At 39.3% G+C, this 24,100-nt stretch carries 26 protein-coding genes and 1 tRNA gene; 14 read left to right on the top strand and 13 right to left on the bottom strand.

What is annotated here, in order from left to right; translation table 11 throughout:
* Positions 1 to 13: 13 nt before the first annotated feature.
* Together VIM94_RS12665 and VIM94_RS12660 are read right to left on the bottom strand one after the other, a co-directional pair.
* A complete protein-coding gene (locus VIM94_RS12665) occupies positions 14 to 592 on the bottom strand; it encodes a DUF4136 domain-containing protein (protein ID WP_332039666.1) in 579 nt (192 codons plus the stop codon).
* A 129-nt stretch (positions 593 to 721) separates the two neighbouring features.
* Entirely contained in the window at positions 722 to 1,240 is a 519-nt protein-coding gene (locus tag VIM94_RS12660; protein ID WP_414707183.1) for a fasciclin domain-containing protein, read from the bottom strand.
* Positions 1,241 to 1,443: 203 nt separating this feature from the next.
* Here VIM94_RS12660 and VIM94_RS12655 point away from each other — a divergent pair, with 203 nt between their 5' ends.
* The 3 genes from VIM94_RS12655 to VIM94_RS12645 all read left to right on the top strand — a co-directional run bounded on the left by VIM94_RS12655 (position 1,444) and on the right by VIM94_RS12645 (position 2,682).
* Positions 1,444 to 2,169 carry a hypothetical protein gene (locus VIM94_RS12655; RefSeq protein WP_332039665.1) on the top strand — a complete coding sequence of 242 codons (726 nt, stop codon included), beginning with the start codon at positions 1,444 to 1,446 and terminating at the stop codon, positions 2,167 to 2,169.
* A 77-nt stretch (positions 2,170 to 2,246) separates the two neighbouring features.
* Positions 2,247 to 2,495: a putative signal transducing protein gene (locus tag VIM94_RS12650; protein ID WP_332039664.1), complete on the top strand. Its 249-nt coding sequence runs from the start codon at positions 2,247 to 2,249 to the stop codon at positions 2,493 to 2,495.
* A complete protein-coding gene (locus tag VIM94_RS12645; protein ID WP_332039663.1) occupies positions 2,485 to 2,682 on the top strand; it encodes a hypothetical protein in 198 nt (65 codons plus the stop codon). Before VIM94_RS12650 ends, VIM94_RS12645 begins: the two co-directional genes overlap by 11 nt.
* A gap of 46 nt (positions 2,683 to 2,728) precedes the next feature.
* Here VIM94_RS12645 and VIM94_RS12640 read toward each other — a convergent pair whose 3' ends face one another.
* The gene (locus tag VIM94_RS12640; RefSeq protein WP_332039662.1) at positions 2,729 to 3,739 is read right to left on the bottom strand and encodes a beta-ketoacyl-ACP synthase III; all 1,011 of its coding nucleotides are present in this window, start codon (positions 3,737 to 3,739) and stop codon (positions 2,729 to 2,731) included.
* Between the two features lie 138 nt (positions 3,740 to 3,877).
* On the opposite strand from VIM94_RS12640, the gene VIM94_RS12635 reads away from it, so the two are divergent.
* Entirely contained in the window at positions 3,878 to 6,334 is a 2,457-nt protein-coding gene (locus VIM94_RS12635) for a S9 family peptidase (protein ID WP_332039661.1), read from the top strand.
* 181 nt (positions 6,335 to 6,515) lie between these two features.
* On the opposite strand, the gene VIM94_RS12630 is transcribed toward VIM94_RS12635, so the two are convergent.
* Positions 6,516 to 7,826, bottom strand: coding sequence for an ABC1 kinase family protein (locus VIM94_RS12630; RefSeq protein WP_332039660.1), 1,311 nt, complete (start codon positions 7,824 to 7,826; stop codon positions 6,516 to 6,518).
* A complete protein-coding gene (locus VIM94_RS12625) occupies positions 7,827 to 8,498 on the bottom strand; it encodes a TetR family transcriptional regulator C-terminal domain-containing protein (protein WP_332039659.1) in 672 nt (223 codons plus the stop codon).
* Between the two features lie 220 nt (positions 8,499 to 8,718).
* Here VIM94_RS12625 and htpG point away from each other — a divergent pair, with 220 nt between their 5' ends.
* Positions 8,719 to 10,608 carry a molecular chaperone HtpG gene (htpG, locus tag VIM94_RS12620; protein WP_332039658.1) on the top strand — a complete coding sequence of 630 codons (1,890 nt, stop codon included), beginning with the start codon at positions 8,719 to 8,721 and terminating at the stop codon, positions 10,606 to 10,608.
* Positions 10,609 to 10,684: 76 nt separating this feature from the next.
* Here htpG and VIM94_RS12615 read toward each other — a convergent pair whose 3' ends face one another.
* Complete coding sequence (locus tag VIM94_RS12615; RefSeq protein ID WP_332039657.1) at positions 10,685 to 12,895, bottom strand: tetratricopeptide repeat-containing hybrid sensor histidine kinase/response regulator; 2,211 nt, start codon at positions 12,893 to 12,895, stop codon at positions 10,685 to 10,687.
* Positions 12,896 to 13,039: 144 nt separating this feature from the next.
* Here VIM94_RS12615 and VIM94_RS12610 point away from each other — a divergent pair, with 144 nt between their 5' ends.
* Together VIM94_RS12610 and VIM94_RS12605 are read left to right on the top strand one after the other, a co-directional pair.
* The gene (locus VIM94_RS12610) at positions 13,040 to 13,399 is read left to right on the top strand and encodes a hypothetical protein (protein ID WP_332039656.1); all 360 of its coding nucleotides are present in this window, start codon (positions 13,040 to 13,042) and stop codon (positions 13,397 to 13,399) included.
* Between the two features lie 2 nt (positions 13,400 to 13,401).
* The gene (locus VIM94_RS12605; protein ID WP_332039655.1) at positions 13,402 to 13,986 is read left to right on the top strand and encodes an alpha-ketoglutarate-dependent dioxygenase AlkB; all 585 of its coding nucleotides are present in this window, start codon (positions 13,402 to 13,404) and stop codon (positions 13,984 to 13,986) included.
* 42 nt (positions 13,987 to 14,028) lie between these two features.
* Here VIM94_RS12605 and VIM94_RS12600 read toward each other — a convergent pair whose 3' ends face one another.
* Positions 14,029 to 14,808 carry a S1/P1 nuclease gene (locus tag VIM94_RS12600; protein ID WP_332039654.1) on the bottom strand — a complete coding sequence of 260 codons (780 nt, stop codon included), beginning with the start codon at positions 14,806 to 14,808 and terminating at the stop codon, positions 14,029 to 14,031.
* 125 nt (positions 14,809 to 14,933) lie between these two features.
* Here VIM94_RS12600 and VIM94_RS12595 point away from each other — a divergent pair, with 125 nt between their 5' ends.
* The 7 genes from VIM94_RS12595 to VIM94_RS12565 all read left to right on the top strand — a co-directional run bounded on the left by VIM94_RS12595 (position 14,934) and on the right by VIM94_RS12565 (position 20,425).
* Entirely contained in the window at positions 14,934 to 15,794 is an 861-nt protein-coding gene (locus VIM94_RS12595; RefSeq protein ID WP_332039653.1) for an SPFH domain-containing protein, read from the top strand.
* Position 15,795: 1 nt separating this feature from the next.
* Positions 15,796 to 16,287 (top strand): hypothetical protein, encoded by a 492-nt coding sequence (locus VIM94_RS12590; RefSeq protein WP_332039652.1) that lies wholly within the window; start codon positions 15,796 to 15,798, stop codon positions 16,285 to 16,287.
* Positions 16,287 to 17,222, top strand: a complete 936-nt coding sequence (locus tag VIM94_RS12585; protein WP_332039651.1) for an alpha/beta hydrolase family protein — start codon at positions 16,287 to 16,289, stop codon at positions 17,220 to 17,222. Before VIM94_RS12590 ends, VIM94_RS12585 begins: the two co-directional genes overlap by 1 nt.
* 4 nt (positions 17,223 to 17,226) lie before the next feature.
* Positions 17,227 to 17,388, top strand: a complete 162-nt coding sequence (locus VIM94_RS12580; protein ID WP_332039650.1) for an Arc family DNA binding domain-containing protein — start codon at positions 17,227 to 17,229, stop codon at positions 17,386 to 17,388.
* 50 nt (positions 17,389 to 17,438) lie between these two features.
* A complete protein-coding gene (locus tag VIM94_RS12575; protein ID WP_332039649.1) occupies positions 17,439 to 18,248 on the top strand; it encodes a Cof-type HAD-IIB family hydrolase in 810 nt (269 codons plus the stop codon).
* Between the two features lie 113 nt (positions 18,249 to 18,361).
* On the top strand, positions 18,362 to 19,624 hold the full coding sequence (locus VIM94_RS12570) for a DUF819 domain-containing protein (protein ID WP_332039648.1): 1,263 nt from the start codon (positions 18,362 to 18,364) through the stop codon (positions 19,622 to 19,624).
* Between the two features lie 51 nt (positions 19,625 to 19,675).
* Positions 19,676 to 20,425, top strand: a complete 750-nt coding sequence (locus VIM94_RS12565; protein WP_332039647.1) for a DUF4369 domain-containing protein — start codon at positions 19,676 to 19,678, stop codon at positions 20,423 to 20,425.
* A gap of 309 nt (positions 20,426 to 20,734) precedes the next feature.
* Here the strand turns inward: VIM94_RS12565 and VIM94_RS12560 are convergent.
* From VIM94_RS12560 to VIM94_RS12535, 6 genes are all read right to left on the bottom strand, one after another.
* Positions 20,735 to 20,808, bottom strand: a tRNA-Thr gene (locus VIM94_RS12560).
* Between the two features lie 19 nt (positions 20,809 to 20,827).
* Complete coding sequence (locus VIM94_RS12555; RefSeq protein WP_332039646.1) at positions 20,828 to 21,094, bottom strand: hypothetical protein; 267 nt, start codon at positions 21,092 to 21,094, stop codon at positions 20,828 to 20,830.
* Between the two features lie 69 nt (positions 21,095 to 21,163).
* Positions 21,164 to 21,622, bottom strand: coding sequence for a peroxiredoxin (locus VIM94_RS12550; RefSeq protein ID WP_332039645.1), 459 nt, complete (start codon positions 21,620 to 21,622; stop codon positions 21,164 to 21,166).
* Entirely contained in the window at positions 21,623 to 22,033 is a 411-nt protein-coding gene (locus VIM94_RS12545; RefSeq protein ID WP_332039644.1) for a 6-pyruvoyl trahydropterin synthase family protein, read from the bottom strand.
* Positions 22,030 to 22,548 carry an isopentenyl-diphosphate Delta-isomerase gene (idi, locus tag VIM94_RS12540; protein ID WP_332039643.1) on the bottom strand — a complete coding sequence of 173 codons (519 nt, stop codon included), beginning with the start codon at positions 22,546 to 22,548 and terminating at the stop codon, positions 22,030 to 22,032. Before idi ends, VIM94_RS12545 begins: the two co-directional genes overlap by 4 nt.
* 56 nt (positions 22,549 to 22,604) lie before the next feature.
* Positions 22,605 to 24,089: an OmpA family protein gene (locus VIM94_RS12535; protein ID WP_332039642.1), complete on the bottom strand. Its 1,485-nt coding sequence runs from the start codon at positions 24,087 to 24,089 to the stop codon at positions 22,605 to 22,607.
* Positions 24,090 to 24,100 lie beyond the last annotated feature (11 nt).

The following is a 24,100-nucleotide window of genomic DNA, read 5'->3' as shown; positions in this document are numbered from 1 at the left end:
TAGAACTTAAGAATTAGGGGAAATTCTTAAAAACATCATCTACATAATTTCTTAAATCTCTATCCATACGGCGTGTCCCAATTTCTTCTTCGGAAGTGGCCCGCCAGATGATTTCCTTATTTCTTCGATTTATAAAATCTATTACGATACTACGTTCCTTGTATGGCAACTGCTTTATAGTATTCCCGGCTAAACGTTGAATAGTGTAATAATCTTGATATACGTAATCTTCAACATAAGGCCCAATATACAATCCCGGGCGGTAATAGCTATAATTGGAATATACAGGGTTGGCATTCACCTCAGCTTTTTCGTCAAACATAGTATGCACATAGATGAGTATATCGGGTTGACGCTTATCGAGAATATAGCCTTGTTCTTTCATATTTGCATTAATGCTTGAAACGATTACATCATTAATTCTCTCATTGTCATAAGCCCTGCTCATAATAGTATCGTTATTAGGTAAAAACGCGTAAGAATTATAGTCTCTCAGAGTTTTTGCTTCATCTGTTAGTTTAACTCCTGAACCACAAGAAGCAAGCATTATTGCGACAAATCCTAAACTAATAACAAGTTTTATTTTCTTCATATCTTTTATTTTTATTCAAATTAGGGTTTCTTTTTTTCCAAAAAAAGTCCTGATTGAAATTTCGCATTTCATTAACAACAAAAAGCGACCAGGGTACTGATCGCTTTTTGAAATAATAATAATTAGCTATTATTTACCTGGTAACACTACAGTATCGATGACATGGATTACCCCATTTTTTTGATTTAGATCGGCCATTGTTACTGTGGCCACATTACCTGCCACGTCCTGTAATTTAACCTTTTCATCTTCAATCATTGCAGAAATCCAACTACCGTTTACAGTCTCAAATTTTGTTTCCCCGTTTCCTTCGTTAATTGCCGCAATAATATCATCGGCGCTAAAATTACCTGAAATTACGTGATAGGTTAATACCTCTTGTAATTGTTCTTTGTTTTCTGGTTTCAACAAAGTTTCAACGGTACCCGAAGGTAATTTATCAAAAGCTGCATTGGTAGGGGCAAATACGGTAAAGGGTCCGTCCCCCTGTAAAGTTTCTACAAGTTCCGCAGCCTTAATCGCAGCCACCAGTGTGGTGTGCTCCTGTGATACTGAAGCATTCTCAACAATAGTCTTGTTAGATGTTTGAGCAAAAGAGGAGGCTCCCAACATTAGGAAAAAAATCCCCATTAATTTTAAATTTTTCATTTTCAAAGATTTTGTTATTATTATTTTTTATTAGAACGAATTATATCTTTCTAATTTTTGTCTAATTTATATTTTATTTTGTTAAACAAAATATTAAAAAGAGTAAATTGGGATAGGTTTAACACCTTGATAAAAAGCATATTATATTAATTGCAGAATTCCCTTTAAATATTTATTTTAGGCCGGTATTAATGAAAAAGATTATGAAGCTGAATTTACCACGTACCAATATTGAAGTCCAACTTCACAAAATAAGAAATAAGCGAATTGCTGAAGAATCCATCCTTTCGCAGGTTCAGGAGATTTTTGAAAAGGAAAGTAATAAGGAAAAACTTATTATGGAAAGGCTGGGTGACGGAAGTGGAGTACATTCAAACACTTTTAACTTTGACCTTCTGGAAAGCGGGAGAATATATCATCTTTCTGATATCGAAAAAATCTGCATAGACTATCGCCTCAGGTTTTTAGATTCCAGCTACTTCAAAGCTGAAATTCCCTTTGAAGCAATTTCAGAAATAAAGAAACTCGAAAAGCAACATAAAACAAGCCTGAAGGGGTTTAAGATTATTGCGCCCTCAAAATTATTGAAGCTTGACAATGCCGATGACCCTCTGCTTTTCGCACCTATGGGAAATAATTATTTCTACCTAATCCATAAATGGGGAACTGACCTTCATCCATTGCGAAAACTACTTATGTGGCCATTTAAGTGTATGGAAAATTTTGTTTTAACCCTACTGGCATTTAGCTTCCTGATCGCTCTCATGGTGCCAGATGGATTATTCTCACCTAAACAAACCACCACCCAGTTTTTTATAATTTTCTTTTTTGTTTTTTATTGGATAGCCGGGCTCTGTATTTTTTACGGAGTTAAATTCGGTAAAAATTTCAATTCGGCTATCTGGCAAAGCAGGTATTACAATGCTTAGAACGTTAAACTCTGTATAAAACCTATGCCGTAAGCAGCGGAATTCGTATTTTGGTTAGTAACAAAAACCAATCAATCATGAGTACCGAAGAAAGTTACGAACGGGTCTATACAGGGTCTGAACCCAATGTCCAATACCTGCAGGAAATCTTTGATAAATCCGGTATTTCTTCCCGGGTAAGAAACGATTTTGACTCTGGCCTTAGAGCAGGATTCGGAGGTGGACTCCCCGGCCAGGTGCAGCTTTTTGTAATTAAAAGCCATTATGACGAAGCCCTGAAAATCGCAAAAACAACCTTTCCGAAAGATTATACCGATGACGAATAATGAACAACAACCTGCCAAACGAAATATCTGGAACTTAATTTTAGGAATCGCCTTTACGGGCTATGGTTCCTATAGATTATATTATCATTTAAACAGTGTAGAAACAGACACTTTTGGTCTAGTCCTGGCCATAGCATTTGTAGGCCTTGGGATATACGATTTGTATAAATATTATGCTGTGAAATAAAAAAAAGCCGGGAGTTCCGGCTTTTTTTTATTTATCTTTCAGGGTTTTACCAGCTAATAATAGCGCTGGCCCAGGTGAATCCACTACCAAAAGCGGCGAGCACCACCACATCCTCATTTTTGATCTTTCCTTTTTCCCAGGCTTCTGTTAAAGCAATAGGGATTGAGGCTGCAGTAGTATTTCCATATTTCTGAATGTTATTATAAATCTGCTCATCACTTAGTTTGAATTTATGCTGAATGAACTGGGAGATTCGCAAATTTGCCTGATGAGGAATAAGCATATCGATATCCTTAACTTCCAAACCGTTTGCATTAAGTCCTTCCATGATAACTTCAGAAAAACGCTGCACCGCATGTTTAAAAACAAATTGACCATTCATATATGGATAATATGGAATATCGTCTCCCTGCGGATTTTCAGCAATAATCTCAGGAACCCAGTGCCTGGTGCTTGGCCCCTCAAGTGAAAGTTCCTTGGCGTGTTTTCCTTCAGAATGTAAATGGGTAGAAAGAATTCCTTCCCCATTATGATCACTTCTTGTAAGCACAGCAGCTCCCGCGCCATCACCGAAAATCACCGAAACGGAACGTCCCCTGTTAGTAAAATCCAAACCACCACTGTGGTTTTCACTTCCAATAACCAGTACATTCTTATACATTCCGGTTTTGATAAACTGGTCAGCAACCGAAAGGGCATATACAAATCCACTACACTGGTTCCTAACGTCTAAGGCAGGACAGGTATCTATATCCAACATTTCCTGAACCTGGACTCCACAGCCAGGAAAATAATAATCGGGACTAAGGGTAGCGAAAACAATAAGATCTATGTCATCCTTGGAGATATCTGCTCTCTCTAATGCGATCTTTGCCGCTTTTACGCCCATGGTGGCTGTAGTATTGCCATCACCTTTTTTTATGTGATGCCTTTCTTTAATACCAGTTCTTTCCTGGATCCACTCATCGCTGGTATCCATAAGTTTTGCCAGATCATCATTGGTCACCACATTTTCTGGCACATAACTTCCAAGTCCGGCTATTTTAGATTGAAACATAATTTAAACTTTAGTATATTTATAAACTATCATTATTAAAATTAAGCATTTCATAAAATATGAGCCAGCAAGATAGCAAAGATTAATAATTCATATTCTATGGTAGCTTAATTATTTAATCATCAAAAAACTTCTTCAATGAAAAAAATCACTTTAAGTATTTTTAGTTTTTTCCTTATTCTGGGAAGTCTCCAGGCACAGGAAAACCTTACCTACCAGAAACCCCCGCAGGAAATCCTGGAACTGGTAGATGTCCCTCTGGCACCTAGCACTATTCTTGATAGCGAGGGGGAAATGATGGTCTTTCTATACCGCGACCAGTATAAATCTATAGCTGAACTCAGCGAGGAGGAATTACGGCTGGGCGGATTAAGGATCAATCCAGTAACTAACATTAATAGCCGCGCTACCTATTACAACAACCTGGAAGTAAAAGCTATCGATGAGGAGGAGTCCCGACAAATTTCCGGTTTACCGGAAAACCCGCGACTAACCAATTTTTCCTGGTCACCCGATGAATCAAAGATCGCTTTCACACATACCACCGATAAAGGAGTGGAGCTTTGGGTTGCCGATCTTGAAACAGCTTCAGCAAAAAAACTAACCGGGGCTAATCTTAACGCAAATATGCGTAATGTGGCCAGTTGGTTCAGAGATAATTCAGCAATTTTGGTAAAAATGCTGCCTGAGGATCGCAAACCTCTAATCGACACTGAAACTGCAGTCCCAACAGGACCTACTGTTTCGGTGAGCGATGGAAAAGAAGCTCAGAACCGAACCTACCAGGATCTTTTAAAAAATCCTAACGATGAATATAATTTCGAGCAACTTGCCCGATCTGAACTTGTAAAAGTTAACTTGGATGGTAGCAGTGAGAAATGGATGGATGCCAGAATGTATAACGGTATTAGCTTTTCTCCAAACGGCGACTACGTGATGGTTTCGCATATCAAAAAACCTTTTTCCTACCTGGTGCCTTATTATAGATTCCCATCGGAAACCAATATTTATGACGCTGAAGGAAATTTGGTGAACAAAGTGAATGACGAACCTCTCCTGGAAGATCTTCCGAAGGGATTTATGGCTACTCAAACCGGAAGAAGAAATCTGCAATGGAGAAACGAAAAACCATCCACCTTAATATACGTTGAAGCTTTGGATGAAGGCGACCCCGAAAACGAAGTAAATTTCAGAGATGAAGTATTTTCATTAGAAGTTCCATTTAAGGGCGAAGGAAATTCAATATTAAAGACCAAAGACCGCTTCAGCGGAATTACCTGGGGAACCAATGACCTGGCTATTGCCGATGATTATTGGTGGAATAACAGAAATACCCGTACTTATGTTTTCAATCCATCCGATCCTTCGGAAGAACCAGAAGTGATTTTCAACCGAAATTATCAGGACCGATATAGCGATCCGGGTGGATTCGTGACCACCAAAAATGAGTGGGGCCAGGACGTACTGAAACTGGATGATGAACATGCATTTTTGCTAGGCGCTGGTTATACCGAAGAAGGGCAGTTCCCGTTTGCCGATAAAATCAATCTTGAAAACGGAGAAACCGAGCGCCTTTATCAGTCTGAATACAACGATAAAAAAGAAAGCCTGTTAGAATTTCTGGACATTGAAAACGGTAAGATCCTGGTAAGGATTGAATCATCTGCAGAATACCCTAATTACTATATTAGAGATCTGAATTCTGGAGATCTTAACCAGATCACATTTTTCAAAAATCCATTTGAGAGCCTGGAAAATGTTAGTAAAGAGGTTATTACCTATGAAAGGGAAGATGGCCTGGAACTTAATGGCACTCTTTACCTCCCTGCCGGCTACGATAAAGAAAATCCCGAAAAACTACCTATGATCGTTTGGGCTTATCCAAGAGAATTTAAAGATAAAAACTCTGCATCTCAGAATACTTCTAATGCCAACGATTTTACTTATCCTTATTATGGTTCTCCGATCTACTGGGTAAACCGTGGATATGTGATTTTAGATGATGCCAGTTTCCCTATTGTTGGAGAGGAAGAAGAAGAACCCAACGATACCTTTAGAAAACAATTAGTGGCAAACGGTAAAGCAGCTATAGATGCCGTGGATGAGCTGGGATATATAGATCGTGAGCGGGTCGCTGTTGGGGGACACAGTTATGGTGCATTTATGACTGCCAACCTTTTGTCCCATTCAAACCTTTTTGCTGCCGGAATTGCGCGCAGTGGAGCTTACAACAGAACCCTGACTCCATTCGGATTCCAAAGTGAAGAAAGGAACTACTGGGAAGCCCCGGAAGTTTATTACAATATGTCTCCCTTTATGCACGCCGATAAAATGAAGACTCCCCTACTGCTTATCCACGGAGAGGCCGATAATAATTCCGGCACCTACCCAATGCAGAGTGAACGTTATTTTAATGCACTAAAAGGATTAGGCGCGACTGCAAGACTGGTAATGTTACCAAAAGAAAGCCACGGCTACAGCGCCAAAGAATCTGTTTTGCATGTTTTATGGGAACAGGATCAATGGCTTGAGAAATATGTAAAGGAAAAAGATCACAGCACGATAGAGAACGAATCGGAAATGCTAAAAGATTAATTCCGGATTTATAAAAATTTAATTTCTGGCTGCGAATTTCCTGATTTTAAATCAGCGAAATTCGCAGCTTTTTTATGCAGTGAATTTAAGGATGGCCTGTTTAGATTCTTCAAAATAAGAAGCCTGATCGCAAATAAAGCGATCAGGCTTTCTACAACCTAACCAATAAATAAAACCTCAATTATGAAAGATAATCATGGAACTTATTAATCTTCACTTTTGCTTTCAGGTCATGAAGCAAATTGTATAAGCCAAAAAATGTACGGTTAATATAGAGGAAATGTTTGCTTCCCCGGTTCCCGTTCATTTTTCTTAATTCGGTGTCTTTGCTGTATTTTTCGCTTAATTCTGTGATAGAACTCCAGAAAGATTCATCGGCAAAATCAAAAGTTTCAGTATGGAACGGACGAGTGAATAAACTCAACATCTGGTAAAACAACTCAGAAAAATATTCCACCTCCCTGGAAGAATCATCTTTTTTTAGAATCTCCAGTTCATATAATTTAGCATTGAAGAATTCAGGGTCATCAATATTTTCCTTTTTGGCCAGTTCAAAATAAGGCACATAGAAATCTTCAGGCACCTGTTTGATACAACCAAAATCTATGGCGATAAGCTCAGTCTCTTCATCGATGAGAAAATTCCCGGGATGCGGATCGGCATGCACGGCTTTCAGACTATGCATCTGATACATATAAAAATCCCAAAGCGCCTGCCCTATTTTATCTGCCTTAGCCTGGTCATTATTTATCTTTGCCCATTCACTAAGATGAACCCCGGTCATCCAGTCCATAGTTATGATACGCTCGCTGGATAGCTCCTCATAATATTTGGGGAATTTCAAATTAGGTATATGCATACAGGCTTCAGAAATCTCCTTGCTTTGCTGTACTTCCAACAAATAATTAGTTTCCTCCAGAAGTTTTCCCTCCACCTCCTTAAAATATTTTTCTGAATCTTTTCCCTGAAGATTAAACATCCTGGTCGCGATGGGTTTAACCATCGCGAGGTCTGAACTGATACTTTCTGCCACGCCCGGATATTGAATTTTCACAGCAAGTTTTTTCCCATCTTTTTCGGCGCGGTGAACCTGGCCAATACTGGCGGCATTCACGCTTTGACTGGTAAAAGTATCATAGAGTTCTTCAGGATATTTTCCATTGTATTTTTTAAAGGTCTTTCTTACCAAAGGTGCCGATAGCGGCGGCACACTAAACTGTGCCAGGCTAAATTTTTCTACATAAGCGCCTGGCAACAAACTCTTTTCCATAGAAAGCATTTGTGCTACTTTTAGAGCGCTACCTTTCAGGCTTTTTAAACCATCGTAGATATCGTCGGCATTACTTTGATCCAATTCGTCACGGCTAAGTTCAGAATTGAAAGCTTTTTTTCCGTAATATTTCAGATAGTTACCACCAACTTTTACACCGGTGGTCACCATTTTTGAAGTTCGGCCCAGCTTTCCTGTGGGTATTTTATCTATTGTCTTCATTTAAGCCATTTTTTCTTTCCAAAGGAATTTTCCAAAATCTATAACCCGTTCCAAAGGGGTATTGTCGAAAACATCAAAAACGGTGTTCACAGATTTTTCTATAGCCACATCAGTACTCTCAAATTTTGCTGAATTATCGTCCATCCAGAAATTCAACAAAAACATTAACTGAATCCAGGCGGCTTCAGAAAAAATAGCTTCTGATTGTTTAAGGACCTTTAAATTTTTTGTCTCGTTATCCTCCTTGATTAATTCCTGTGCAAAATGTTTCACTTGTTTTCTCAAGCCCTTTAACTGCTCCAGGTTCTTAAGCTTGCTTTCGTATTGTCTTAAGCTAAACAAAACAAAACTACGATTAGCCGCAAGCATCTCGAAGAAGGTATAATAGAAGGTGAGCATCTTTTCCCGATTGGTGAACTCGTGATATTCGGGACTGCTCTCCAGCACCTTAAGAGTATGCTCGAAAAAACGCTCCCAGATACCTTTTTGAAGGCTTTCAAAACTTCCAAAGAAATTATAGAATTCCTCTTCTTTAAGCTTATGATCCTTGCAAAATTTGTAAACACTTTTTGGAGTTTTCTCATTTTCAAGGACGTAATCCATGTAAAGAGAAATAAGCTTATCACTGGTTAAACTCTTTTTTGTGGTGGTATTTTTCTTTGTTGTACTCATAGCATATTTTATTCTTCAAAGATAAGTTTTGTTTAATTTTAAACACATAAAATTAAACAAAAAGTTTGTTAAATATTTCGTAGGAACATTAGCAACAGTTTGTTAGACGAAAAAGCTTTTCTTGAATTACAATTGCGCTGTCAGTTTGTCAGCGGGATGTTAATGGTATTTTTTTTGACTAGTGAACACCAAACAAGATTAATTAAAATTATAAGTACATATGGCAACCGGAAACATTAATGTATCTGTTGAGAATATTTTTCCGCTGATAAAGAAATTTCTTTACAGCGACCACGAGATTTTTTTACGGGAACTTATCTCCAACGCGACTGACGCGACCCTAAAGTTAAAACACCTTACCGCTATTGGTGAAGCCGGAGGAGTAGATTATGGCAACCCCAGAATTGAAGTGAAGATCGATAAGGAAAACAAAACCTTACACGTTATTGATCAGGGAGTTGGTATGACTAAAGAGGAAGTTGAGAAATATATAAACGAAGTGGCTTTCTCTGGCGCCGAAGAATTCCTTGAAAAATATAAAGATTCTGCTAAAGACAGTGGAATAATTGGACATTTTGGCCTTGGTTTCTACTCGGCTTTTATGGTGGCCAATAAGGTGGAGATCCTTACCAAATCTTATAAAGACGAACCCGCAGCCCATTGGGTGTGTGAAGGCACTACGGAATTCACTCTTGAAGATGCTGACAAGAAAGAGCATGGGACAGAAATCATTCTTCATATCAATGAAGATGACAAAGAGTTTTTGGAAGAAGCCCGAATTCGTGAGTTGCTAACCAAGTATAATAAGTTTATGCCTATCCCGATTAAGTTTGGGACCAGAGAAGAAACTCTGCCTCTTCCTGAAGATGCTCCGGAAGACGCTAAACCAGAAACCAAAACGGTTGATGATATTATCAACAACCCAAATCCGGCCTGGACAAAGCAGCCTAATGAGCTGGAAGATAAAGATTATAAAGAATTCTATCGCGAATTGTATCCAATGCAGTTCGAAGAACCTTTATTTCACATTCACCTTAACGTAGATTATCCTTTTAACCTTACCGGAATTCTTTATTTCCCGAAATTAACAGGGAATATGGACATTCAGCGTGACAAGATTCAATTATATCAAAACCAGGTTTTTGTTACAGATAATGTAGAAGGTATTGTACCTGAATTTTTAACGATGCTACGCGGAGTTATCGATTCGCCGGATATTCCTTTGAACGTATCCCGTTCTTACCTGCAGGCCGATAGCAATGTGAAAAAGATCGCCAGCTATATCTCCAGAAAGGTTGCCGATAAGCTAAAATCCCTTTTCAATAACAATCGTGAAGATTTTGAAAAGAAATGGAATGATATTAAGATAGTGATCGAATACGGAATGCTTTCCGAAGATAAGTTTTTTGAAAAAGCGCAAAAATTTGCCCTTTATCCAACGGTGGATGACACCTACCTTACCTATGAGGAGCTAGAGAAGAAAATAAAAGATAACCAAACCGATAAAGACGGCAATATGGTTATTCTTTATGCTTCAAACCAGGATTCTCAGCACAGCTACATTGAAGCTGCTAAGGCAAAAGGTTACGAGGTCTTACTGTTGGATTCACCAATTGTTCCTCACCTGCTTCAGAAGCTGGAAAGTGAAAAGGAAAAGATTTCATTTGTACGGGTTGATGCCGATCAGGTAGATAACCTAATCAAAAAAGATGAGGAAAAGATTTCAAAACTTTCTGACGAAGAGAAAGAAAAGCTTAAAGCCGATTTTGAAAATGTCGTTCCGAAAGAGAAGTACACCGTGCAGTTAGAAGCTATGGATAGCGATGCAGCTCCTCTTATCATTACTCAGCCCGAGTTTATGAGAAGGATGAAAGAAATGCAACAAACCGGTGGTGGCGGAATGTTTGGAATGGGAAATATGCCGGAGATGTACAACCTGGTGATCAATACGAATCACCCGCTTATCTCTGATATTTTAAACACTAAAACAGCCAAGAAACAGGAACGATTGATCAAACAATCCCTTGATTTGGCAAGACTATCTCAAAACCTGTTAAAAGGAGAGGAACTTACTGCTTTTATCAAACGCAGTTTTGATATGGTTAAATAAGCTCTCTTTTAAATACTTTATTACAAAACAGGCTGTGCGAAAGACAGCCTGTTTTTTTTATTTATAAGCCTAGATTTTAAGAATTCAATTCCTTTAGCATTTCTACCCTCAGATTTCGGTAAACGATTTGGTAGAATTGTTGGACGTCATAGGGTTTAACGATAATATCGTTCATCCCTGCCTTAAATATTTTGTTCCTTATCTCCTCGATTTCTACGGCTGTAAGTGCGACTACTGGTACATCAGAATCGAATTCCCGGATTCGTTTGGTAGCTTCCAATCCGCTTATCCCTGGCATATTTACATCCATTAGCACCAGGTTATAGGAGTGATTTCGTATTTTCTCAATAGCTTCCTCACCATTAGCCGCAACCTCACAAATGAAATCTTTCTTTTCAAGAATGCGCTGGGTTACCACCTGGTTTATTCGGTTATCATCAACGATGAGCACCAATTTATGTCCTGAATAATCTTTTGATATTACCTCGGCTTTATTAGTCTCCATCTCCTTAACCGAACCTACCTCAAAAGCAATTACAAAACTAAAGATAGAGCCCTGCCCTTCTTCACTTTCGAGTTGAATTTCTGAACCAAACAGTTTAAGTAATTTTTTTACTATCGGCAGCCCGAGCCCGGTACCCTGGTAATTGTAATTAGAGCTTTTTAACTGAGCAAATTCCTCAAAAATGAGTTTTTGCTTGGCCGGGTGAATACCTATCCCATTATCCTTAACCTCAAAATGAATCTTTGCATTAACACCACCTCTATCCCGCAGCCGGGCCGAAATATAAATATCTCCTCTCTCGGTAAATTTCATTGCATTTCCTACCAGGTTCATTAGGATTTGTGATAACCTAACGGGATCACCTTTCAATGATTTCGGGATTCTTTCATCAATCTCAAAATGGATTTTATTATGATTCTGAAGTCGGGTAAATTCGAAACTTTTAACAATGCTCAACATCAACTCTTCCAGGTTGAAATCAATATGCTCCAGAGAAACCAGGTTAGATTCCATCTTATTCATCTGTAACACATCATTTATAAGAGCCAAAAGATAATCCGCTGAAAATTTCAAAGATTTAAGATCATTATAATGCTTTTTCAAGCCTTTTTCCTCCAATAACAAAGAGGTTATCCCGACCACGCCGTAAAGCGGCGTTCTTAATTCATGGCTAACAGTAGAAAAGAATCTGGTTTTTAGCAGGCTAAGCCTTTCAGCATTTTCTTTTGCTTCCCGTAACTGACGATTTTTTGTTCGCAGTTCATAAATTAAGCTTTTCCGGTCCTGGTTAATCTTATTCAGGATCAACAGGATAAGCATTAATATAAAAGAGGAGATCACCATTACCACAACCTTCTCATTAGATTTGCTAATAATTTGTTCCTGGAAGACCTGCTCCTTTTTGGCTAGCTCAAGATTTTTCTGGTATTCGCTTACATCAAATCTCGCATTTGCGGCTTCAACCTGTTCCAGCTTTTCCTTTTCGAAAATTTTTGCTCTATATTCTTCATACCTGGAAAGATTTAAGTAAGCCTCCCGGTATCGTGCTTCCTCAAAAAGTAACGCGGCATATTCCCTGGATATTTCGGCAGCGGGTAGGATTAACGAATCTTCTTCAGCAAGTTTAAAGGCTTCGGCTAAATAAACCTCTGCCGAGTCAGGTTTGGAAATAGCCCGGTTATACCTTCCCAACAACATGTATAACTGCGATCGCACATAATTATCTTCTTTGTCCTCCAGCAACTCAACCGATTCCTTTAAATAAGGTTGAGCCTTATGAGGTTTCCCTATATCAAGATAGGTCCAGGCGATATTTATCTTGGGAGCTAAGCCTTCCTCGGGCATTGCCACTTCCTCGGCCAGAAGAATAACCTTTTCATACATCTCTATACCCCTGTTTACAGTTTTAGGGTTATCAGAATATATATTTCCCAGGTTATTATAGGCCCAAAGAATCAGGGTATCATTTTTGGCTTTTTGAGCAAAATCGAGAGCATATTCATAATTTTTTTTTGCTCTTATCGTGTCATCGAGTTCTGAATAAGCAAGGCCTAGGAAATTATGGGCATGAAAATGATAATAATCGCTACCAAAGGCTTTGGAAGCATCTAAAAGTTTCAAAGCCCGATCAATACCTTCATGATAGCTGTATTCATTAAGAAAACCTGCGGTTTGGTTAAGAAGTTTTTCCAGGCTGTCCTGCTTCACTGCTTTTTGTTCCTGTGCAAAAGGAAAAATCAGGCTGGCACAGAAAAATATAAGCAAAAGAAAGCTTTTTCTCAAAATAGCAGATTTGGTTGGCCTTTTTAAGGGAGCTGAAAATTAAGTGTTTTCTACTTAAATTCCAATACAGTTGTTAAAACTTACTTAAATTTTCTTTAAATTCCTTTGGGCCACTTTAGTTTTATAAATAATCAAAATTTATCCATGAACTATCCGTGGCATTTGTACGCAATGGGCCTAATGTATATTCTCGCAGGCTTTTTACATTTCTTAAAGCCAAAAATGTACCAGCGAATCATGCCCCGATACCTTCCAAACCATAAATTACTTGTGTACCTAAGTGGGTTGGCCGAAATAATACTGGGCTTCGGCCTTTTTTTCCCGGCAACAAAAGATTTGGCGGTATATGGGTTAATTTTAATGCTGATAATATTCCTAAGCGTACATTTTTATATGCTTAGTTCAACCAGGGCCGGTGCTGGAATTCCTAAATGGGCATTATGGTTAAGAATTCCTCTTCAGTTTTTTCTGATTTGGTGGGCCTGGTTCTACTTAAAATTCTAAGAATGAAAATTGAAATTTTTGATTTAAAGGATGCCCGTCTTAGATATATTCCCGATTTCTTTAAACTAAAAGATGCTAATTTTTATTTTGAAAAATTAGGACAAGAAATTCCCTGGAAACAAGATAAGATCAAACTCTTCGGGAAAGAATATTTACAGCCTCGCTTGAGTGCCTTTTTTGCTGAAAAAGATATTAACTATGCCTATTCGGGACTTAAGTTGAAACCAGAAGATTTTTCAGCAGAAATTCTAGAGATTAAAAAAAGCGTGGAAGTATTTTCAGGACTAAGCTTCAATTCCTGTCTTGCCAATCTCTACCGCGATGGGCAGGATAGCATGGGATGGCATTCTGACGATGAAAAAGAGCTGGGTCAAAATCCTGTAATTGCATCTGTAAGTTTCGGTGCCGAGAGAATATTTCACCTAAAACACAAAACCGATAAAAATCTCAAAGAAAAGATTCTTCTGAAACACGGCAGCCTTTTGATGATGGAAGAAGCAACTCAACAGCATTGGAAACACCAGTTGCCCAAAACAAAAAAGAATATTGGACCCCGACTGAACCTAACGTTCAGAAAAATTTATTAAAAAAGGCCGCCATAGGCAGCCTTTCTTATTCATTGAAATTTCTTAACGGTAGATTTCATTTAAAACCTTGGCTAAACGCACCCCGCCTTTATGCAATTGCTCTCTAAGCCTTGGAAACCATTTGTACATATATTCGTACCCAAGCTTTTCCCCTATTTCTACTGAATCGTATAATCTATTTGCCATCTCCCTGGACTCATAAACCCAATCAAGAAGATTACCTTCTTCTATTTCCTTCAACTCCTTTCTGGTTAATTCTTTACGATTTTCTGCTAATTCTGAATAACTCATCTGATAGGAATCTATCATCTGGCTGTCCCAGACACGGTGAATATTTGAGCCCTCATTAAACCATCTTACCTGAATATCATTCCCGCCCCTATCGGACCCACGACCTACGTGGAAAGGCTGATGTAAATCCCCCATAAAGTGAACCAACATCTTAAGGTAAAACTTCTTGTCTTCACGAGAAGCATTTTTATCCTTCAAAACTGCTATACTCTTTTCTATGGCCTGAAGCAGATCTCCATCTTTATTTGCCTTTTCCCGCACATATTTGTCGTCTTCGGGGGCTATATTTACGTAATGCCAGGGTCCATATTTACGGTAATCGGGATCGCTTTTTATATCGTCGGCATAATTGGCCACAAAAGCGAGGCTTTGTCCTTCTAAAAGTTCCGAAATAGCCTTTTGGGCCTTTTTACTTAAATGTTTTTCGGCAATTTCTCCTGTGGTACGATGCCCGGTTTTACCCCAGTCATTTTCGGCAAAGCCAATGCCAGTGTAAAATATCGCGAATAAAACTAAAATTGATCTCTTCATGAAATATTTGATTTTAGGCAAAGATAATCAAGCCAAAATTATTTAAATGTTAATTCTCCTCCATTCTTAAATTTAATATCATATATTTATGATATCAAATTAATATCAACTAACCAATTAATGTCATGAATCAGGAAAAAGATCTTAAACCCTCCAACGGCTACATTATGCTGTTTGTTTTTTTTATTTTATTTATAGGAAGCATTGCAGCTTTTATCATTCTTGAAAATGCCTGGTTTCTGGCTGCTGTAATTATTTCCCTCTTTATTCTCCCCGGACTTATCCTCGTAAACCCTAATGGCTCCAGGGTACTCCTTTTATTTGGCGACTACAAAGGAACAGTGAAACAAAACGGACTTTTTTGGGTGAACCCCTTTTACACTAAAAAGAAAGTTTCTCTACGTGCGCGAAATTTCGATAGTGAGAGGTTAAAGGTGAATGATAAACTCGGAAACCCGGTAATGATTAGCACTATTTTGGTATGGAGGGTACGGGATACTTTCAAGGCCTCTTTTGATGTAGATAACTTCGAGAATTTTGTGGTCGTACAAACAGATGCCGCCGTTAGGAAACTCGCCAGCCTTTACCCCTATGACAATTTTGCCGATGAGGGCCTGGATGAAGATATCACCCTTCGCTCCAGTGTGAACGAAGTAAGTGAAGCCCTGGAAAGTGAATTGGAAGAACGGCTGGAGATCGCTGGAATAGAAGTTTTGGAAGCAAGGATCGGATATCTTGCCTATGCCAATGAGATAGCCAGTGCAATGCTTAAGCGCCAGCAGGCAACAGCGATTGTCGCCGCCCGACATAAGATCGTGGAAGGCGCGGTAAGTATGGTAGAAATGGCTTTACACGATCTAAGTGAAAAGAACCTTGTCGATTTAGACGCAGAAAGAAAAGCAGCAATGGTAAGCAATTTAATGGTAGTGCTTTGTAGTGATAAAGATGCCACTCCCGTGGTAAATGCTGGAACCCTAAACCACTAAAATGAGAATTTTTAAGGAAAGTCAGTCTTTTAGACAATGGTGGGCATTTCTCATTCCGGGAGCAGTTTTTCTTACAATTTTTATTCAACTCTTCAGGGAGCAACACATATTTTATGGAGACGAAATCAATTTTGTATTACTCTTTGCCCTAACGCCCGTTGTTTTATTGACTGTTTTAATTTTCTCTTTAAGTTTAAACACCCGTATTGATTCCTCTGGAATTAGCGTTGGATGGAGTCCATTAAAATTTTTACACAGGCACTATTCCTGGAATGAAATAACACAATGCTACGTTAGGACCTATTCTCCATTAAGGGAATATGGGGGTTGGGGCCTACGAGCTTTCGGAAAAAATCAGGCCTGGAATGTATCGGGTAAAACCGGAATCCAGATTGTGGAAAAATCGGGAAAAAAGTTCCTGATTGGCACCCGGAAACCCAATCAGGCCAGGCAGGTTATCACCCGGCACTTTAATAATAAAACATTTAAATAATGAAAAATATTTTGTTTAGCCTCTTTTTATGCACTTCCTGGTTTTACGCCCAGGAAACAATATTTCAGGAAGAAGAGCTTAGTATCAACAAATATATTGATGGCACATTAACCAAACCTTTGGCTACCGAAGACTCTCCTCTGGTGATTTTCATCCAGGGATCAGGTCCCACCGACCGGAATGGGAATCAAGCCATGATGAAGAGTGATTTTGCCAAAAAAATCGCTCATCAACTGGCAGAAGAAGGGATTGCCAGCTTCAGGTTTGACAAGCGTATCTTCAAAATGAATAAATTAAAGATCAAAGAAGAAGACTTACGTTTTGAAGATTTTGTAGAAGATGTGCAATCGATAATAACCCATTTCAGCAAAGAAGGTGAATTCAGCAAAATCATTCTCGCAGGTCATAGTGAAGGCTCCCTGATTGGAATACTTGCTGCAAATGAAAATACAGATGCTTTTATTTCTCTTGCCGGAGCCGGCCAAAGTATCGATAAGATTGTTGTAGAACAAATTGGAAAACAGGCGCCAGGACTCAGGGAGAATACAAGAGAGTCTTTTGATGAACTAATCAAAAAAGGAAGCACAAACAGCTACGAACCTGTTCTGGAATCTATTTTCCGGCCGAGTGTGCAACCCTACATGCTCTCCTGGATAAAATATGATCCTGCTGAAGAAATTGCAAAACTTGAAATACCGGTAATAATAATCCAGGGAACCGCTGATATCCAGGTGGAAACTTCTGAAGCTAAAATATTAAAGGATGCGGCTACCGATTCAAAACTGGTGCTACTCGAAGATATGAACCACATTTTCAGGGAAATTAAAGGAAATGATGCTCTGGTAAATGCCAAGTCTTATAACGAGCCTAAACGCCCTTTACATCCTGATCTCATTCCGACTCTGGTAGAGTTCGTTAAAAACATTGACAAATAGAAGTATGAGTAATAAAAAAGCATTCGCACTAAGGGTAGATGAAGAGATGTTGAAAGCCATCGAGAAGTGGGCTGCTGATGAATTCAGAAGCACAAACGGCCAGATAGAATGGATGCTGAATAAATCGCTGAAAGAGGCCAAAAGACATCCCAAAAACAAAAATTAGATTTATATCTTGCGCCCCATAAAAATATAGATTTCATAAGTAAATTTTCAATGCAATACAAAATCATCTTTTCAGATATTGATGGCACCTTACTTAACAGGGATCGTGTGCTTTCACCATCCACCATCGATACCCTAAAACAAGTGAAGAAAATACTTCCGGTGGTGCTTATCTCTGCGAGAATGCCTTCAGCCATGCGCCACCTTCAGCAGGATTTGGAGATAGAAGATCAGCCTATAATAAGCTATAACGGTGGACTCATTCTGGTAAATGGAGAGCCAGTGAGCTCCACTGAGATTCCTTTTACCACCCTCACCGGTCTTTCAGCATTTAACAGGGAAATAAACTGTCACCTTAGCCTATATCATAATGACGAATGGTATGTGCCACAACGAGACCAATGGGCCGCCAGAGAAGAGAATAATACCGGGATTTCTCCGGAAATAAAATCCAATAAGGAAGTTCTTGAAAAATGGGAATCAGAAAACAAAAGCGCTCATAAGATTATGGCGATGGGTACCGAGGCAGAAATCGATGCCATCAGAGATTTTTTGATGAAAGAATATCCGAACCAATTACATCTGTACCGTTCCAAACCCACTTATCTCGAAATCGCCAATAAGAAGATCTCAAAATTTACTGCTATCCAGTTTTTGCTGGCCAAACACTATAACTTAAGCCCAAAAGACTGTATCGCATTTGGTGATAACTACAATGATGTTGAGATGATCAAAGGTGTAGGAATGGGCGTTGCCGTCGCTAATGCACGCCAGGAAGTGCTGGAGGTTGCCAATGTGATTACCGATGCCGGCATAGAAGATGGTGTGGCAACTTCATTGAAGAAGCTCTTCAAGCTTTAAAACATCTTTCTAAGAGTCAAAGTTCCATTCTTAATTTGTTTAAAAATGCTGGTTCAGCTTTTAAGAATAGTTTAAGAAAAATTGTATTTTGGCGCACCTATTTAATTATTCTTATGAAAAATGCCCTTTTTACCAATGATGCAATAGTCTTCGGACTTTTAATGATAGCCCTAGGATTTGTTTTTTACACTTCCTCCCAAAAAGAAGGTTTCTGGAAAAAATTCTATTCGGTAGTTCCTGCACTCTTAATGTGCTATTTACTCCCTGCAATTTTCAATTCTCTTGGGCTTATTGATGAACAGTCTTCACAACTTTATTTTGTAGCCAGCCGCTATCTTTTACCGGCCGCCCTTGTCCTTATGACCCTTAGTATCGATCTCAAGGCAATTTTTAACCTGGGACCGAAAGCTCTTATTATGTTCTTTGCCGGTACCATAGGTATCGTAATTGGCGGGCCTTTGGCTATTTTGCTTATTTCCACCTTCTCTCCTGAAACCGTGGGGGGAGTTGGTCCCGATGCGATCTGGAGAGGACTTTCCACCATTGCAGGAAGTTGGATTGGCGGAGGAGCGAACCAGGCAGCTATGTTGGAAATATACGAATATAATCCAGACCTTTACGGAGGAATGGTGCTTGTAGATATCGTAGTGGCCAACCTTTTGATGGCCGGTCTATTAATGGGAATTGGCAAAACCGATAAAATAGATCGCTGGTTAAAAGCTGATAACTCGGCAATAGAAGATCTTAAAAACAAAGTTTCCAATTACGCGGCAAGCGTAACCAGAAACCCTGGACTGCCAGATTATATGATTATGCTGGCTCTGGCTTTTGGAGCAGTAGGTATTGCCCACTTTGGGGCCGATGGGATTTCGGAATATTTATCGGCCAATTTTGAAGTTTTCACCGACAAAAAAAGCGCTCTTTCTTCTTTTTCTTCCAGTTTTTTCTGGATGATCACTATCGCCACGGCAATTGGCATTGGTTTCTCTTTCACCCGCCTTAAAAGTTATGAAGGTGCCGGAGCAAGTAAATTAGGTAGTATTTTCATTTATATACTTGTAGCAACAATCGGGATGAAAATGGATCTTACTATGGTTTTTGATAATCCCGGCCTGATTGGTATTGGCCTGGTATGGATGTCAATTCACGTGATCGTACTTTTCTTAACGGCGAAGATCATAAAGGCTCCTTACTTTTTCCTTGCTGTAGGGAGTCAGGCGAACGTTGGTGGGGCAGCATCGGCGCCAGTGGTAGCAGCAGCCTTCCACCCTTCCCTTGCAACCGTAGGGGTATTACTGGCCGTGTTCGGTTACGTTGTTGGAACATATGGCGCAATTCTAACTACTATTTTAATGCAAATCGCCGCAGGGAGTTAGTTTTAAACAATAATTTATAAGATATTTGCGCTCCTAAATACTAAACTAAAAATGAAAAATTTAAGCCTTCTTTTATTGATCCTAATTGGGGTTTCGGCCTGTTCAACAAAGGAAAGTAATCTAATAGTGAACACCAACATCAAAGGTCTGAAAAAAGGAACAGTATATCTTCAGAAAATTGATGACACTCTTCTGGTGAATGTAGATTCTATAGTGGTAAATGGAAATTCAGAGTTCATTCTGGAAGCCTATATTGAAAGTCCGCAGATGATGTACCTCTCACTGGACAAAGTAGATAATTCGGAGTACAATGATCGTCTGGATTTCTTTGGAGATAAAGGTGAAGTTAGTATCGTCACTACCCTGGAAAAATTTCAGGATGCAAAAATAGTCGGTTCCCGCAACCAGGAAAAACTTATGGAATACCGTAAGATTCAGAAAAGATTTAATGACAACAACCTCGATCTAATCAAGGAAAGTTTCGAAGCTGAAAAAGTTGGGGATGAAGAACGCCTAATGGCAATAGACAGGAAATATGAAAATTTATTGAAGCGCAGATATCTTTATACCGTAAATTTTGCGATCAATAATAAGGACCTGGAGCTTGCTCCATATCTTGCACTTTCAGAAGTATTCGATGCTAACATCAAATATCTCGATACAATTTACACCTCTCTTGATAAGAATGTTCAGCAATCTTTGTATGGGAAGGAATTAAAACGCTTTTTAGAAGAAAGACACGAAGAGGAAGAGATAGAAGAAGAATTAGCTGAGCAGGATACGGCTACAGAACAGGAATAAAGCTTAAAAATATTCTAAACTCTTAACCTCCCTTTTCCGGGAGGTTTTTTATTGATTCCCTTTTTCTGCCTCGTTTAGAAATCCTCTTCATTGCCGAAAACAAATCTGGTTCAGGAGCTTTCCGATCCCTCAAGTATCAGGCACCAGGCACAAAAAAACCTCTCAAGAATGAGAGGTTTTAATTAAGAGCCGATGGAGGGACTCCCTTCGCCTACAGCAGTAAAAAAGCTGCTTCCGCTCAGGACAAGCTTCTCGTCCCTCAGCACCAGGCACAAAAAAACCTCTCAAGAATGAGAGGTTTTAATTAAGAGCCGATGGAGGGACTCGAACCCACGACCTGCTGATTACAAATCAGCTGCTCTAGCCAGCTGAGCTACATCGGCAAAAAAACACGCTTATCTTTTATAAAGCGTTTATTTTTCCTACAAGGCCTTGTGCCTTAGTTTCAAGTTCTTTTTCTATCGCTTTAAAATGTTGCTTTTTATTCTCAACATCTTTCTGATTTATTTTAACGATAAGCTCATCGAAAGTGGTGATCGCCTCATCAACGATCGCTTCAGTTTGCTTAGGATCCTGTTTTGGATTTGCTAATTGGTTTATGTAAGCGGCTTCAATAATATCGCCTAACACATAATTCAAATCCCTTTTCAATAATCTTTTACTTGCCATAATGCTTAAATTTCGGCTGCGAATTTAGTCTATTTTTTCATATCAACAGCTCAAAATAAAAACATTTTTTTATTCCTGAAGGCTTTTCCGAAGCGCTATGAAGGCCTCCTCAATATGAATACTTGAATTCAAGCTATTAAATCTAAAAATTAGGTTCCCCGCTTTATTAAAAACAAAGGTTTCCCTGCCAGGAAGAAGCCCAAGCAAATTTGATCTCACACCAAAAGCCTTTCGGGCCTTCTTGTTGAAATCTGAAAGCAACAAAAATGGTAATTGATGTTTGATTTTAAACTTTGAATGCGACTCCTTTGAGTCTGAACTCACCCCAATCACCTCGGCGCCAAGCTCTCTGAAATCTTCATAGCTATCCCTAAAACCACAGGCTTCCCTGGTACATCCCGGAGTAAAATTTTTAGGATAAAAATAAACCACCAAAGCCTTATTATCGGCATTTCGGAAATTAAACTCTTTACCGGTTTCATCTTTCAGGCTCAAATCGGGCACCTGATCTCCAATTTTTAATGCCATTTATTCTCCGCTATAGGTAACAAAATTCCTTGGAGTTTCATAAAGTGTTACTTCAAGCTTCAGCTCAGGTTCTAATTTTCTACGGAGTTTATTCCAGATCACCACCGCAATATTTTCTGCAGTTGGATTGAGGTCTTTAAATTCCGGAAGTTCTTCATTTAAATTTTTATGATCAAAAGTAATTTCTACCTCTTCGTAGATCAGTTCTTTCAACAACTTCAGGTCCATCACAAAACCCGTTTCCTCATCGATCTCACCGTTAACCGAAACCACCAGTTCATAATTGTGCCCGTGAAAATGCGGATTACTGCATTTGCCAAAAACGGCTTCATTCTTAGCCTGGTCCCAATCTTTTCGATAGAGCCGATGTGCAGCGTTGAAATGAGCTTTTCTGTGTACGGTTAATCTCATTGCTGAATATGTTTATAATATTTATCAAAGATTATTTTAAACCATTCGGTATAATCATCAGGGTTTTCCTCCATGTCTCTTTCTATCTTCTCCAGAGACATCCATTTCCAGTCAGCTACCTCGTGTCGATTAGGTTTGGGATCTTCATTAAAATATCCAACCAGAATATGATCATATTCGTGCTCGGTAAGCCCGTTATCAAAAGGAGCCCGATAAATAAAACTTATGGTTTCCTTAAGATCGGTAGTAAAGCCCATTTCCTCCATAAGCCTGCGTTTTCCCGCGGCGATGTTGCTTTCGCCCTCCCTTTGGTGACTACAACAGGTATTGGTCCACAATCCCGGGGAATGGTATTTTCCCAGGGCTCGCTGCTGGATCATCAGTTCATTTTTGTCATTAAAGACAAACACCGAAAATGCTCTGTGTAACAAAGCTTTTTCATGGGCTTCAATCTTTTCCATCAAGCCTATTTGTTCATCTTTATCGTTAACCAGTATTACTTTTTCTGTTCCCATTTTCTTCTTTGTTTGCCAAAAGTACAAATCGACCTCAGGATTAGCAAGGCGTTTTATTATAATCGCAAGTCTACTTCCCGGTTATAAATTCTGCAATCAATAGACAGGATAAATTCCGACCTTCGATTAGCTTCGTGTTGATTCTCGTTACAAGGCACACCGTTCTTGCACTCATTCAGCAATTCGGTTTCGCCATAACCTCTACCGGATATTCGCTTTCCCTCCACGCCCCTTTCCATAAGAAAATCACGGGTTGCTTTCACCCTGTCATCAGATAATTGCTGGTTGTAAGCATCGTCTGCCCGGCTGTCAGTATGGGATCTAATATCCAAAAGGATTGCTGGATTTTTCAGCATAAATTCTGCAATTTCTGTCAATTGCGGTTTTACTTTTTCCCGAATGATATATTCGTCAAGATCAAAATGAATAGGATCAAGATTAAGGATATCGGTAAGATCATCTCCTATTTTGGCCCCCACAGTCCTTTCATTGGAATCCCTGCTTTTAAAACTAATCAGATTTTCTTTTCTTTTCACTTCAGCAGCATAAAAACTCCAGTTGAAAAATGCCCTTAAAGCAGCAATGTGATCCTGTGTTTCTCCATAAATACTATGTCCTGCCTGGTACATCACCAACCCATTTTCTGGATTATCAAAGCCGTGTCCGTAAACGGAAACTGCTGCCTCGGCATTGGTGATTTCGCCTTTATCGGGTGCATCGGGATCAGAAACCAGAATTTTGGCTCCAGAGCGCCATTTATTGATTCGTTTAGGAAAGAAGATCCTTTCAGAACCGTTAAGGTGGGCTTTATCAGGGCTACCGAGATATTGCGCGACCGGATCTGCAGGAAAAGCATTCTTGTAAGGTGGAGTGCCGTGCCGATGCTCTCTAAAATGCACAAGCCCAGCGCTTCGGGCACCGGGGAATCCTGCAGACAAGAAGTTTAGCTGAATGACATCTTCCGAATCTTCTCCGGGACCCGAAAGGTTCTCGAGAATACTCGCGGCGTGGCAACCCGCCCAGATCGCACCTTTATATTTTTGATTCCAGTAATACAGATTTTTATGAGATTCGAATTTGGGATCGGCATGAGGCAAAACAAAAATATCGTCGCAAACACCGAGTTCAGCCGGAGTTTTCCAGTTGGATACCCTGGCTCCACCAAATGCTGAAGATGGAATTCCCGCAGCTTTAAAGAAAGGAACAGCAATATAGCCGTTTTCCTTGTCCAGCGTCCATCTTGGCGGAATGGTTAGACTAGTAAACACCGGAAGTGCAAGGTCTTCCTGCATTTCCTGAATCACCACTCCCCGAAGCTTCCAGGTTTCAAAAGTTTCTCTTACCCCGGCAGTCAAATAAGAAACCGGAACCAGAAATGCTCCCGAACGATAGTCCATCTCTCTACAAGAAAAGTCAATACCATCCTTTTCCTTATCTGGGTTTATAATCCATTTTACATCTACTTCGTGATTTTTTAAAAGTTCGTATAAAAGACCATAAGGTTTTAGGGCATTTTGATGGCTTTGGGGACGCTCGCCCATATTAATTATAT

Origin of the sequence: Salegentibacter sp., assembly GCF_036568425.1 — a bacterium.
Taxonomy (GTDB): domain Bacteria; phylum Bacteroidota; class Bacteroidia; order Flavobacteriales; family Flavobacteriaceae; genus Salegentibacter.
The sequence above is the reverse complement of the archived record's forward strand: the minus strand, read 5'-3'. Positions and strand labels throughout refer to the sequence as shown.